This is a genomic window from Pseudescherichia sp. (genome assembly GCF_031979925.1).
Lineage (GTDB): Bacteria > Pseudomonadota > Gammaproteobacteria > Enterobacterales > Enterobacteriaceae > Pseudescherichia.
In genome coordinates this window covers 289,435-302,816 of the sequence record NZ_DALZFB010000005.1, presented here as the reverse complement: position 1 = coordinate 302,816, position 13,382 = coordinate 289,435, and the positions used below count along the sequence as shown (strand labels likewise).

General features: G+C 55.3%; 9 protein-coding genes. 4 read left to right on the top strand and 5 right to left on the bottom strand.

Translation table 11 applies throughout. The features are described from left to right. Nucleotides 1–9: 9 nt before the first annotated feature. Nucleotides 10–804, top strand: coding sequence for a DUF2950 family protein (locus tag RTM13_RS11655; protein WP_312212175.1), 795 nt, complete (start codon nt 10–12; stop codon nt 802–804). A gap of 58 nt (nt 805–862) precedes the next feature. Here RTM13_RS11655 and traT read toward each other — a convergent pair whose 3' ends face one another. From traT to pdhR, 5 genes are all read right to left on the bottom strand, one after another. Further along, entirely contained in the window at nt 863–1,594 is a 732-nt protein-coding gene (gene traT / locus RTM13_RS11650) for a complement resistance protein TraT (RefSeq protein ID WP_312212174.1), read from the bottom strand. A 195-nt stretch (nt 1,595–1,789) separates the two neighbouring features. Then, nucleotides 1,790–3,214 (bottom strand): dihydrolipoyl dehydrogenase, encoded by a 1,425-nt coding sequence (gene lpdA, locus RTM13_RS11645; protein WP_312212222.1) that lies wholly within the window; start codon nt 3,212–3,214, stop codon nt 1,790–1,792. A 175-nt stretch (nt 3,215–3,389) separates the two neighbouring features. Beyond that, nucleotides 3,390–5,291, bottom strand: coding sequence for a pyruvate dehydrogenase complex dihydrolipoyllysine-residue acetyltransferase (aceF, locus tag RTM13_RS11640; protein ID WP_312212173.1), 1,902 nt, complete (start codon nt 5,289–5,291; stop codon nt 3,390–3,392). 14 nt (nt 5,292–5,305) lie between these two features. Continuing rightward, nucleotides 5,306–7,969, bottom strand: a complete 2,664-nt coding sequence (gene aceE, locus RTM13_RS11635; protein WP_312212172.1) for a pyruvate dehydrogenase (acetyl-transferring), homodimeric type — start codon at nt 7,967–7,969, stop codon at nt 5,306–5,308. Between the two features lie 119 nt (nt 7,970–8,088). Continuing rightward, a complete protein-coding gene (gene pdhR / locus RTM13_RS11630) occupies nt 8,089–8,853 on the bottom strand; it encodes a pyruvate dehydrogenase complex transcriptional repressor PdhR (protein ID WP_103820692.1) in 765 nt (254 codons plus the stop codon). A gap of 544 nt (nt 8,854–9,397) precedes the next feature. Between pdhR and aroP the strand changes: the two genes are divergently transcribed. From aroP to RTM13_RS11615, 3 genes are all read left to right on the top strand, one after another. Continuing rightward, entirely contained in the window at nt 9,398–10,774 is a 1,377-nt protein-coding gene (gene aroP / locus RTM13_RS11625; RefSeq protein ID WP_312212171.1) for an aromatic amino acid transporter AroP, read from the top strand. A 175-nt stretch (nt 10,775–10,949) separates the two neighbouring features. Next, nucleotides 10,950–12,356 (top strand): MFS transporter, encoded by a 1,407-nt coding sequence (locus RTM13_RS11620; RefSeq protein ID WP_312212170.1) that lies wholly within the window; start codon nt 10,950–10,952, stop codon nt 12,354–12,356. Then, entirely contained in the window at nt 12,356–13,306 is a 951-nt protein-coding gene (locus RTM13_RS11615) for a family 43 glycosylhydrolase (protein ID WP_312212169.1), read from the top strand. The genes RTM13_RS11620 and RTM13_RS11615 overlap by 1 nt, the downstream gene beginning before the upstream one ends. The last annotated feature ends 76 nt before the right edge of the window (nt 13,307–13,382 follow it).

The window sequence follows — 13,382 nt, the reverse complement described above, 5'->3', positions numbered from 1 at the left end:
GAGCCGACAATGAAAAAAATCCTGCTAAGCACCCTGCTGCTCTCGCTGCCGATGATGAGCTATGCCCAGCAGCTTTTCTCCTCCCCGGACGAGGCGGCCAAAGCCTTTGCGGCGGCGGTGGCCGATCAGAATGAGGCCCAGCTCGCCGCCGTACTGGGCGATGACTGGCGACAGTATCTACCGCAGAATGAGGTCGATCACGAGGCCATCGCGCGCTTTAACCGCGACTGGGCGGTAAAGCATGAGGTCGTCGAGCAAGAGAACGTAGCCCATCTCAACGTAGGCGATACGGGGTGGCAGCTGCCGATTCCGATAGTCAAAATCGCGGGAGGCTGGCACTTCGATATGCCCGCTGCCCAGGAGGAGATCCTCACCCGTGCCATTGGCCGCAACGAGCTGTCGGCGATTGAAGCCATGCATGCCTATGTTGACGCCCAGTATGACTACCGGCAGCGCAAGCAGACGTATGCCACGAAGCTTATCAGCAGTGAAGGCCAGCAGGACGGTCTCTACTGGCCGGTACAGCCCGGAGAGGCGCCCAGTCCGCTAGGCCCGGCATTTAGCCCAGGCGAGCCAGGCGTAGGCTATCACGGCTACCATTTTCGCATTATCCAGAGCGACAGTGCCCACGGGTTTGCTCTGCTAGCGTGGCCGGTAGAGTGGGAGAAAACCGGCGTAATGAGCTTTATGGTGAGTCAGGATGACCAGGTATACCAGAAAGATCTGGGCAGCGACTCCCGGGAGAAAGCGCAGGCGCTAAGCGCTTACCACCCCGATAAAACCTGGCAGCTCGTAGCTCCGTAAGCGAGGTAGAGCCGTAGGCCGGGTAAGCGCACGCGCCACCCGGCAATTTCAACCAGATTTACAGGATGTTCGCCACAGACTTCGCCAGCTGCGCTTCCAGAACCGGTTTCGCTTCTTCAAACTTGAGGTTCACTTTGTTGGCATTGGAAACAACGCGAGTCTGATATTTCGCACGATCGCCCTGCGCAGTGCTGGTCTGCAGCTTCACGCCAGACGTACCCTGACGCAGCGCCGCAATATTATCAGTTGTCACCTTCGCTTTGCTGCGCTCGGAGATCTGCAGGTCGGTTACCATGGTGTAGTTAACATCCTCCACCATCGCATCGGCCGCCATGCCAATCAGACCCGCGGCCAGCCCTACGCCCAGCGCCGCGCCGGAAGAGTTACTGTTATAGGCAGTAATGCCTGCACCCAGTGCAGCACCCGCGACAGCACCTTCGTAGCCGGTATTCAGGAAGCTCTGGGCTTCGCGCAGGTCCATTTTGTCTGCCTTCAGTACGTTCGCCTGAACCCAGTAGTAAGCGCTGTCGGGTGAGCTTGTCACTTTGTAGCCTTTGGCAATCAGGTCGTTAGCCAGCAGGGTTTGCAGGTTGCTCATATCTTTATCTGACGTATTTTTAACCTGGATATAGACCGTTTTTTCGTTGGAAGGCTCAAGCCAGACGGTTTCGCTCATCTGGGTTTTCACTTCCAGATTACGTTTTTTCACTGCGGTGGTCATCGCGCCACATCCCGTCAGCGTCATCGCCGCCGCCACTAAGCCAATTACCGCAACTTTCTTTAAAGACATCTGTTTTCCTTTTTTCGTGTAGTAAAGAGTGCAAACCTCTTAACCGCGCGGCCAGTAGCCACACAATGGTGAAAAAAGTATCGGCAGCTAAGCAAAAAAATTTAGGCTAAATATCAAAGAGATGCCTACCAATTCGGGTAGTTTTAAGGCAAAAAAAAACGCCTCAGGAGAGGCGTTTAGCAAGCATTAAGAAACTTATTTCTTCTTGGCTTTCGCGTTCGGCAGGTCGGTGATGCTACCTTCGAACACTTCTGCCGCCAGACCCACGGATTCGTGCAGGGTCGGGTGCGCATGGATGGTGAGCGCGATATCTTCCGCGTCACAGCCCATTTCGATAGCCAGACCGATCTCACCCAGCAGCTCGCCGCCGTTAGTACCGACAATCGCACCACCGATAACGCGGTGAGTCTCTTTGTCGAAGATCAGCTTGGTCATACCGTCTGCGCAGTCGGAAGCGATAGCACGGCCAGAAGCAGCCCACGGGAAGGTGGCGGTTTCGTAGCTGATGCCTTTCTCTTTCGCTTCTTTCTCGGTCAGGCCAACCCAGGCAACTTCTGGCTCGGTGTAGGCGATAGACGGGATCACTTTCGGATCGAAGTAGTGTTTCATGCCGGCGATAACTTCAGCGGCAACGTGACCTTCGTGAACACCTTTGTGCGCCAGCATCGGCTGACCGACGATATCGCCGATGGCAAAGATGTGCGGTACGTTGGTGCGCAGCTGTTTGTCAACGCGGATGAAACCACGGTCGTCCACTTCCACGCCAGCTTTGCCTGCGTCGAGGTTTTTACCGTTCGGCACGCGGCCGATAGCGACCAGCACCGCGTCGTAACGCTGCGCTTCAGCCGGGGCTTTTTTGCCTTCCATGGAAACGTAGATGCCGTCTTCTTTCGCTTCAACGGCGGTCACTTTGGTTTCCAGCATCAGGTTGAACTTCTTGCTGATGCGTTTGGTGAAGACTTTAACGATATCTTTGTCAGCGGCCGGGATAACCTGGTCGAACATCTCAACCACGTCGATCTCTGAACCCAGCGCATGGTACACGGTACCCATTTCCAGACCGATGATGCCGCCGCCCATAACCAGCAGACGCTTCGGCACTTCTTTCAGCTCCAGCGCATCGGTGGAGTCCCACACGCGCGGATCTTCATGCGGAATGAACGGCAGTTCGATCGGACGGGAGCCTGCTGCGATGATCGCGTTGTCGAAGTTGATCACGGTTTTGCCGTTTTCGCCCTCTACTTCCAGGGTGTTCGCGCCGGTGAATTTGCCCAGGCCGTTAACAACTTTAACTTTACGGCCTTTTGCCATGCCAGCCAGACCGCCGGTCAGCTGGTTGATGACTTTTTCTTTCCAGGTACGGATCTTATCGATGTCGGTTTTCGGCTCGCCGAAAACGATGCCGTGCTCGGCCAGCGCTTTCGCTTCTTCGATCACTTTTGCAACGTGCAGCAGTGCCTTAGAAGGGATACAGCCGACGTTCAGACAAACACCACCGAGGGTGCTGTAACGTTCTACGATGACGGTTTCCAGACCTAAATCCGCTGCACGAAACGCTGCGGAATAACCTGCCGGGCCTGCCCCAAGTACTACGACCTGAGTTTTGATTTCTGTGCTCATCATGACCTCTTGATTTATACCCGTCGTCCACCGGGTCGTTCTATCCGCTCGCAGTTTACAAAATTGTTAACAATTATGAAACAACAAACGGCTCACGAATTATCGCTTTCGCCAATAACCTCACAAACTCCATGAGGTTATCAGAAAAAAGCCGGCCGAGTGGCCGGCTTTTCGATTACATCACCAGGCGGCGAATGTCGCTCAGCATGTTGTTGATGATGGTAATGAAACGCGCACCATCAGCACCGTCGATCACGCGGTGGTCGAAGGAGAGAGAGATCGGCATCATCAGACGCGGTACGAACTCTTTCCCGTTCCAGACCGGCTCCATCGCGGACTTGGAGACGCCCAGGATAGCCACTTCCGGCGCGTTAACGATCGGCGCGAAGTGGGTGGTGCCCAGGCCGCCGATGCTGGAGATGGTGAAGCAGCCGCCCTGCATTTCGCCAGCGGTCAGCTTGCCATCACGCGCTTTCTTGGAGATCACGGTCAGCTCGCGAGACAGCTCGGTAACGCTCTTCTTGTTCACGTCTTTGAAGACCGGAACAACCAGACCGTTCGGGGTATCAACCGCAACGCCGATGTTGATGTATTTCTTCAGCGTCAGACGCTGTGCATCTTCGGACAGAGAGCTGTTGAAGCGTGGCATCTGCTCCAGGGCAGCGGCAACGGCCTTCATGATGAAGACAACCGGGGTGAATTTCACGTCCAGTTTACGCTTCTCAGCTTCGGCGTTCTGCTGTTTACGGAACGCTTCCAGGTCGGTGATGTCGGTTTTGTCGAAGTGGGTAACGTGCGGGATCATCACCCAGTTACGGCTCAGGTTCGCACCAGAGATCTTCTGGATACGGCCCAGCTCCACTTCTTCAACTTCACCAAACTTGCTGAAGTCCACTTTCGGCCACGGCAGCATGCCTGGCAGACCACCACCGGTAGCGGCAGCAGGTGCAGACTCAGCACGCTTAACGGCGTCTTTCACGTAAGCCTGAACGTCTTCGCGCAGGATACGGCCTTTACGACCGGTGCCTTTCACTTTCGCCAGGTTCACACCGAACTCGCGCGCCAGGCGGCGGATCAGCGGGGTCGCGTGGACGTAAGCGTCGTTCTCAGCGAACTCAGACTTGCCTTCCGCTTTAGCAGCCGGAGCAGCAGCCGGTTTAGCAGCCTGAGCCGGTGCAGCAGCAGGTGCCGGAGCGGCAGCGGCCGGAGCAGCAGCAGGCGCAGCGCCTTCTACTTCGAAGACCATGATCAGGGAGCCGGTAGAGACTTTGTCGCCGGTGTTGATTTTGATCTCTTTAACGGTACCGGCGAACGGTGCCGGGACTTCCATAGAGGCCTTGTCGCCTTCTACGGTGATCAGTGACTGCTCAGCGGTAACTTTATCGCCTACTTTCACCATCACTTCAGTCACTTCAACTTCGTCACCGCCGATGTCCGGCACGTGAACTTCTTTCGCGCCAGCGGCAGCGGCTGGCGCAACGGCAGCCTGCTCTTTCACTTCCGGTTTGGCAGCAGAGGCAGCCGGGGCAGCGCCCGCAACGTCGAAGATCATGATCAGGGAGCCGGTAGAGACTTTGTCACCGGTGTTGATCTTGATCTCTTTAACGGTACCTTCGAACGGTGCCGGGACTTCCATAGAGGCTTTATCACCCTCTACGACAATCAGGGACTGCTCAGCGGTAACGGTATCGCCGACTTTCACCAGGATCTCGGTCACTTCAACTTCGTCACCGCCGATGTCCGGCACGTTCACTTCTTTCGCGCTAGCAGCGGCTGCTGGTGCAGCGGCAGCCGGAGCAGCTTCTTTCTTCTCTTCCTGCGCAGGTGCAGCAGCTGCTGCACCGTCGGCGGAATCGAAAATCATGATCAGTTTACCGGTCTCGGTTTTGTCGCCGACAGAGACTTTGATCTCTTTAACAACGCCAGCCTGTGGAGACGGAACTTCCATAGAGGCTTTATCACCCTCTACGACGATCAGCGACTGCTCAGCTTCAACTTTGTCGCCCACGTTGACCAGAATCTCGGTGATCTCTACTTCGTCCGATCCGATGTCCGGTACATTGATTTCGATAGCCATTATCTCTTTACCTCTTATGCCAGACGCGGGTTAACTTTATCTGCATCGATGTTGAACTTGGTGATGGCTTCCGCTACCACTTTCTTATCGATGTCGCCACGTTTAGCCAGTTCGCCCAGCGCTGCTACAACCACGTAAGATGCATCCACTTCGAAGTGGTGACGCAGGTTTTCACGGCTGTCAGAGCGACCGAAACCGTCGGTACCCAGTACGCGGTAATCATCAGCCGGTACATAAGTACGAACCTGCTCGGCGAACAGTTTCATATAGTCAGTGGATGCCACTGCCGGTGCATCGTTCATCACCTGAGCGATGTACGGCACGCGCGGGGTTTCCATCGGGTGCAGCATGTTCCAACGCTCACAGTCCTGACCGTCACGAGCAAGCTCGGTGAAGGAGGTTACGCTGTAAACATCAGAGCCGATGCCGTAGTCGTTGGCCAGGATCTGCGCTGCTTCACGAACGTGACGCAGGATAGAGCCGGAGCCCAGCAGCTGAACTTTACCTTTCGCGCCCTCAACGGTTTCGAGTTTGTAGATACCTTTACGGATACCTTCCTCTGCACCCTGCGGCATAGCCGGCATGTGGTAGTTTTCGTTCAGCGTAGTGATGTAGTAGTAAATGTTCTCTTGCGCTTCGCCGTACATACGCTGCAGACCGTCATGCATGATGACAGCAACTTCGTAAGCGTAGGACGGATCGTAGGAGATACAGTTCGGGATAGTCAGCGACTGAATGTGGCTGTGGCCATCTTCGTGCTGCAGACCTTCGCCGTTCAGCGTCGTACGACCGGAAGTACCACCGATCAGGAAGCCGCGTGCCTGCTGGTCACCTGCTGCCCAGCACAGGTCGCCGATACGCTGGAAACCGAACATGGAGTAGTAGATGTAGAACGGGATCATCGGCAGATTGTTGGTGCTGTAGGAGGTCGCCGCAGCCAGCCAGGAGGAACCTGCGCCCAGCTCGTTGATGCCTTCCTGCAAGATCTGACCTTTCTCGTCTTCTTTGTAGTACGCAACCTGCTCACGGTCCTGCGGGGTGTACTGCTGGCCGTTCGGGCTGTAGATACCGATCTGACGGAACAGACCTTCCATACCGAAGGTACGCGCTTCGTCAGCGATGATCGGAACCAGACGATCTTTGATCGACTTGTTCTTCAGCATCACGTTCAGGGCACGAACGAAAGCGATAGTGGTAGAGATCTCTTTGTTCTGCTCTTCCAGCAGCGATTTGAAGTCTTCCAGCGCAGGCAGCTCCAGCTTCTCGCTGAAGTTAGGCTGGCGGGACGGCAGGTAGCCGTTCAGCTTCTGACGCTGGGCGTGCAGGTAGGTGTGCTCTTCAGAACCTTCCGGGAAGGTGATGTAAGAGAGGTTTTCAACCTGCTCGTCGGTCACAGGAACGTTGAAACGGTCGCGGATATAGCGCACGCCGTCCATGTTCATTTTCTTAACCTGGTGAGCGATGTTTTTACCTTCGGCGGTATCACCCATGCCGTAACCTTTAACGGTGTGGGCCAGGATTACAGTCGCTTTACCTTTGGTTTCGCGTGCTTTTTTCAGTGCAGCGTAGACTTTCTTCGGATCGTGACCACCGCGGTTCAGGGCCCAGATCTGCTCGTCAGTCCAGTCGGCAACCAGCGCTGCGGTCTCCGGGTATTTACCGAAGAAGTGCTCGCGAACGTAAGCGCCGTCGCGGGATTTGAAGGTCTGATAGTCGCCGTCAACGGTTTCGTTCATCAGCTGGATCAGTTTACCGCTGGTGTCTTTACGCAGCAGCTCATCCCAACGACCGCCCCACATCACCTTGATTACGTTCCAGCCAGCACCTGCGAAGATGCCTTCCAGTTCGTTGATGATCTTGCCGTTGCCGGTTACCGGACCATCCAGACGCTGCAGGTTACAGTTGATGATGAAGCACAGGTTGTCCAGCTTCTCACGGGTGGCGATGGTGATTGCGCCTTTAGATTCTGGCTCATCCATCTCGCCGTCGCCCAGGAAGGCGTAAACGGTCTGTTCAGAGGTATCTTTCAGGCCACGGTGTTCCAGATATTTCAGGAATTTAGCCTGGTAGATCGCACCGATCGGACCCAGACCCATAGATACGGTCGGGAACTGCCAGAATTCCGGCATCAGTTTTGGGTGCGGGTAAGAGGAGAGGCCGTTGCCATGCACTTCCTGACGGAAGTTGTTCATCTGCTCTTCAGTCAGACGACCTTCCAGGAAGGCACGTGCGTAGACGCCCGGAGAGATATGGCCCTGGAAGTATACCAGGTCGCCGCCGTCTTTCTCGGTGCGCGCGCGGAAGAAGTGGTTGAAGCACACTTCATAAACGGTTGCAGAAGACTGGAAGGACGCCATGTGGCCGCCCAGCTCCAGATCTTTTTTGGACGCACGCAGAACGGTCATGATGGCGTTCCAGCGGATTGCAGAACGAATGCGGCGTTCCAGATCCAGATTGCCCGGGTATTCCGGTTCGTCTTCAACGGCAATCGTGTTTACGTAGTTGTTAGCCCCTGCACCTGCAGCTACTTTCACGCCGCCTTTGCGGGCTTCAGAAAGCATCTGTTCAATTAGATACTGAGCGCGCTCAACACCTTCTTCACGGATGACCGATTCGATCGCCTGTTGCCAGTCGCGAGTTTCGATCGGATCCACGTCATTTTGGAGACGTTCTGACATGGGGGTATTCCTTATCTATCTGAGTACGTTGATTTGTCTGGAACCTGTCCCATTATGCTTTTGTGAAAAAGCACAATAAGACAGGTTCTGCGTTAGTTGCCGCGCGTTAACTAACCACGCTAGTCCTTTCGTTGCTGAAGCCTGCGCATTGAGCGTTCCCGACGGCTCTGCTCACGGCTGCGATCCAGCAATATCTCCTCAATAAATGCCAGGTGACGGTGCGACGCTTCACGCGCCTGCTCCGGCTCCCTGGCAATAATCGCCTCAAAAACACTGGTGCGATGTTTGCTTACCAGCGGGAGCATCTCCCTGCGGGCATAGAGCAATTCAAAATTCTGGCGAACGTTCTGGGCTAGCATCGGCTCCATGCAGCGTAGCAGATGCAGCAGCACTACATTGTGTGCCGCTTCGGTGACAGCAATTTGATACTGGACCACCGCGCTGGATTCGGCATCGAGATCCCCTGACTCCTGCGCCAGCTCGATGGCGTGGTGCAGTTCGCGGATACGCACCCGGTCTTCATCGGTGCCGCGTAGCGCCGCGTAATAGGCGGCAATACCTTCCAGCGCGTGGCGCGTCTCAAGCAGGTCAAATTGGGATTCAGGATGATCGGAGAGCAGTTCGACCAGCGGGTCGCTAAAGCTCTGCCACAGGCTGTTCTGGACAAAGGTTCCGCCGCCCTGGCGACGAAGCAGCAAGCCCTTGGCTTCGAGACGTTGAATCGCCTCACGGAGCGAAGGACGGGAAACGTCGAACTGCTTAGCCAGCTCGCGTTCGGGTGGAAGTTTTTCACCGGGGCGCAATGTCCCCTCAAGGATCAAGAACTCCAGCTGCTGCTCAATCACATCGGATAGTTTTGGTTGGCGGATTTTGCTGTAGGCCATTATTCCCTGTCTCTGCCATTAGCCCGGAGTAAATTGGTCTTACCAATTTCATGTTCTTAGCGCTAAAGTAACAAAGTATTCACCTTCTGTCCATACAGGTTTTGATTGAAATCAGGGAACCCTGCACATTTTAACAACATTACAGAAATGACGTTTCAGGAATGTAACTTTGCCCAAAAGATACCGTTACCCCTTAAGGAGCAGATTTAACCTCCTTGAAACCTGAACATCAGTTATTGAACCGATTCAGTGGGCAATATTTTGCTTATTTACTCAGATATAGTGCTTATTTATTTGAAAGGGCTGTTTTGGGGGTAGCTGGGGGTATGTGGCGACTCTTTACAAATGTTTTCTTTTCATCCAACTCGCTGCCGCCCCTGCATAAAGCAGGTGCATTCCCTCGCGCTTATCACTATTCTGAGCCTTACGAAAGGCATGGGCTGATATTTCGGATCCAACCTACGTAAACCTATAAATACAAAAATGGAATTTTATCCGTACACGCACACAACAGCGTACACAAAATAACCACATATGAGGTTTCATGATGGAAGGTCAACAGCACGGTGAAACGCTGAAGCGCGGCCTTAAAAACCGCCACATTCAGCTGATTGCGCTGGGTGGTGCTATCGGGACTGGCCTGTTTCTGGGCAGCGCGTCAGTCATTCAGTCCGCAGGGCCGGGGATTATTCTCGGCTATGCCATTGCCGGTTTTATTGCGTTCTTAATTATGCGCCAGCTGGGCGAAATGGTGGTTGAGGAGCCGGTCGCCGGATCGTTTAGCCACTTCGCCTACAAATACTGGGGCGGGTTTGCCGGCTTCGCCTCCGGCTGGAACTACTGGGTGCTCTACGTGCTGGTCGCAATGGCTGAGCTGACCGCCGTCGGGAAATATATCCAGTTCTGGTGGCCGGAGATCCCTACCTGGGTATCAGCGGCGGCCTTCTTTGTGATCATCAATGCCATCAACCTCACCAACGTTAAAGTGTTTGGGGAGATGGAGTTCTGGTTCGCCATTATTAAAGTTATTGCCGTGGTTGCGATGATCCTCTTCGGCGGCTGGCTGCTGTTTAGCGATAGCGCAGGCCCACAGGCCACCGTGCGCAACCTCTGGGAACAGGGCGGCTTCCTGCCCCACGGCTTTACAGGCCTGGTGATGATGATGGCTATCATCATGTTCTCCTTCGGGGGGCTTGAACTGGTGGGGATCACCGCCGCCGAGGCGGATAACCCGGAAGTGAGCATTCCTAAAGCCACTAACCAGGTTATCTACCGAATCCTGATCTTCTACATCGGCTCACTGGCGGTGCTGCTCTCGCTGCTGCCGTGGACGCGCGTAACCGCCGACACCAGCCCGTTCGTGCTGATCTTCCACGAGCTGGGAGATACCTTTGTTGCTAACGCCCTTAACGTGGTGGTGCTGACTGCTGCGCTGTCGGTCTATAACAGCTGCGTCTACTGCAACAGTCGGATGCTGTTCGGCCTGGCGAAGCAGGGTAACGCCCCGAAAGCGCTGACCAAAGTCGATAAGCGCGGCGTCCCGGTGGCAACCATTCTTACCTCCGCTTTCTTCACCGCCCTGTGCGTGCTGATCAACTACCTGGCCCCGGGCGAAGCCTTTGGCCTGCTGATGGCACTGGTGGTCTCTGCGCTGGTGATCAACTGGGCGATGATCAGCCTGGCGCATATGAAGTTCCGCCGGGCGAAGGATAAGCAGGGCGTGAAAACGCGCTTCCCGGCCCTTTTCTACCCATTGGGGAACTGGATCTGCCTGCTGTTTATGGCAGCAGTACTGGTGATTATGGCGATTACCCCTGGCATGGCGATCTCCGTCTGGCTGATCCCGGTCTGGGTGGCGATCCTCGCTGTGGGTTACTTTATTAAGCAGCAAAAGGCAGGAAAGCCGATTAAGGCCCATTAACCTTGCGCTCTGCCCTGCCTCCTGGATCCAGGGAGGCAGGGCAGATATGAAATTGTAAGACGCTTCACAAATTCACTTTCGTAGCCGTTTTGTCCATCTCTGCGCCCCTATCCTGTAACGCAAAAACTCCGTAGCGAGCGAATAATCTCTTTCTATATCAACGGGAGATTTCGCGATGGACAATAATAAGCTGTCAGTGAAAGAGAAGATCGGCTACGGCATGGGCGACGCCGGATGCAATATCATCTTCGGCGCTATCATGCTGTTCGTTAACTACTTTTATACCGACATATTTGGTCTGGCACCGGCGCTGGTAGGGGTGCTTCTGCTCTCTATCCGCGTCATTGATGCGGTAACGGACCCGATTATGGGGGCGCTGGCCGACCGTACTAAAAGCAAATATGGCCGTTTTCGCCCCTGGCTGCTGTGGATCGCCCTGCCCTACGCCGTCTTCAGCGTGCTGATGTTTACCACGCCGGACTGGAGCTACCATAGCAAGGTTATCTATGCCTTCGTCACCTACTTCCTGCTGTCGATTACCTATACCGCGATTAACATCCCTTACTGCTCCCTGGGCAGCGTTATTACTAACGATCCTAAAGAGCGCGTCGCCTGCCAGTCCTACCGCTTTGTGATGGTAGGCATCGCTACGCTGCTGCTGTCGTTAACGCTGCTGCCGATGGCGGAGTGGTTTGGCGGCGAAGACAAGGCCAAAGGCTATCAGATGGCAATGATGGTGCTGGCCTTTATCGGCATGTGCATGTTCCTTTACTGTTTTGCTACCGTGCGCGAGCGCGTTCGTCCGGCGGTACAGACTAATGACGACCTGAAGAAAGACCTGCGGGACGTCTGGAAAAACGACCAGTGGGTACGGATTCTGCTGCTTACCCTCTGCAACGTCTGCCCTGGTTTTATCCGTATGGCTGCCACCATGTACTACGTCACCTGGGTCATGGGGCAGAGCACCCACTTTGCGACGCTGTTTATCAGCCTTGGCGTGGTCGGCATGATGATTGGCAGCATGCTTGCCAAAACGCTGACCGATCGCTGGTGCAAGCTGAAAGTCTTTTTCTGGACTAACATTGCGCTGGCGATCTTCTCCGTTGCGTTCTACTTCTTCGATCCTCACGCAACGGTGATGATAGTGGTGCTCTACTTCCTGCTCAACGTGCTGCACCAGATCCCCTCCCCGCTGCACTGGTCATTAATGGCGGACGTAGACGACTACGGCGAGTGGAAGACCGGCAAACGTATTACCGGGATCAGCTTCTCTGGTAACCTCTTCTTTTTGAAAGTCGGCCTGGCGGTAGCCGGGGCGATGGTGGGCTTTCTGCTCTCCTGGTACGGCTACGATGCAGGCGCGAAGCAACAGAGCGCCACGGCGATCAACGGCATCATGCTGCTGTTTACCGTTATTCCAGGCGTGGGCTATCTGATTACCGCTGGGGTCGTTCGTATGCTGAAAGTTGACCGCACGTTTATGCAGCAGATCCAGGCCGACCTGGAGAAACGCCGCATCAACTACCGCGAGCTGAGTGAAAGCAGCGAGCTTCCAACAGGCGACAACGTGAGGAAAGCATAATGCGCCAGTGGCCAAACCCCTTTATTGAACAACGCGCCGATCCCTTCATTCTACGTCACGGCGATGGGTACTACTTTATCGCCTCCGTGCCGGAGTACGATCGGCTGGAGATCCGCCGTGCCGCTACCCTTGATGAGCTACGCGATGCCGAGCCGGTAGTAGTGTGGCGCAAACCGCAAACCGGCCCGATGAGCCAGCTGATCTGGGCACCCGAGCTGCATCAGATTGACGGCAAGTGGTACATCTACTTTGCCGCGACCCATACGCACGATCTCGACGCGCTGAATATGTTCCAGCACCGCATGTTTGTGCTGGAGTGTGCCGATGCCGATCCCCTAACCGGGCGCTGGACGGAGAAGGGACAGGTGCAGACGCCGTTTGATACCTTTGCGCTGGATGCTACAACCTTCCGGCATCAGGGCAAGCAGTGGTATCTATGGGCGCAGAAAGCGCCCGATATTCCCGGCAACTCAAACATCTACCTGGCGGAGCTGGAGAACCCGTGGACGCTGAAAGGCGACCCGGTGATGCTCAGCAAGCCGGAGTTTGAGTGGGAGTGCCGGGGGTTTCTGGTCAACGAGGGGCCGGCAGTGATTACCCACGGTGACCGGCTGTTTATCACCTACTCCGCCAGCGCCACCGATGAGAACTACTGCCTGGGGCTGCTGTGGATTGATATACATGCCGATCCGCTCCAGCCGGAAAATTGGCATAAATCACCGCAGCCGGTGTTTACCACCAGCTATGACAACCGGCAGTTTGGTCCGGGTCACAACAGTTTTACTCGTACATCGGATGGTGAAGACGTGCTGGTTTACCATGCGCGTAACTACACCGAGATTGAGGGCGATCCGCTCTACGATCCGAATCGTCATACCCGTCTGAAGCTGATCAAGTGGGACAACGACGGCATGCCAGTTTTTGGCGTTCCGCCTGCGGATACGCTCTAGCTAACACTGCCGGGTGGCGCTGCGCTTACCCGGCCTACGATCCTGTAGGCCCGGCAAGCCTGCGCCGCCGGGCGTT

What these genes read in the sequence shown, in the direction of transcription:
- aceE (WP_312212172.1), bottom strand. Translation starts at nt 7,969, where the DNA reads ATGTCAGAACGTCTCCAAAATGACGTGGATCCGATCGAAACTCGCGAC.
- RTM13_RS11615 (WP_312212169.1), top strand. Translation starts at nt 12,356, where the DNA reads ATGCGCCAGTGGCCAAACCCCTTTATTGAACAACGCGCCGATCCCTTC.
- aceF (WP_312212173.1), bottom strand. Translation starts at nt 5,291, where the DNA reads ATGGCTATCGAAATCAATGTACCGGACATCGGATCGGACGAAGTAGAG.
- aroP (WP_312212171.1), top strand. Translation starts at nt 9,398, where the DNA reads ATGATGGAAGGTCAACAGCACGGTGAAACGCTGAAGCGCGGCCTTAAA.
- RTM13_RS11620 (WP_312212170.1), top strand. Translation starts at nt 10,950, where the DNA reads ATGGACAATAATAAGCTGTCAGTGAAAGAGAAGATCGGCTACGGCATG.
- traT (WP_312212174.1), bottom strand. Translation starts at nt 1,594, where the DNA reads ATGTCTTTAAAGAAAGTTGCGGTAATTGGCTTAGTGGCGGCGGCGATG.
- pdhR (WP_103820692.1), bottom strand. Translation starts at nt 8,853, where the DNA reads ATGGCCTACAGCAAAATCCGCCAACCAAAACTATCCGATGTGATTGAG.
- lpdA (WP_312212222.1), bottom strand. Translation starts at nt 3,214, where the DNA reads ATGAGCACAGAAATCAAAACTCAGGTCGTAGTACTTGGGGCAGGCCCG.
- RTM13_RS11655 (WP_312212175.1), top strand. Translation starts at nt 10, where the DNA reads ATGAAAAAAATCCTGCTAAGCACCCTGCTGCTCTCGCTGCCGATGATG.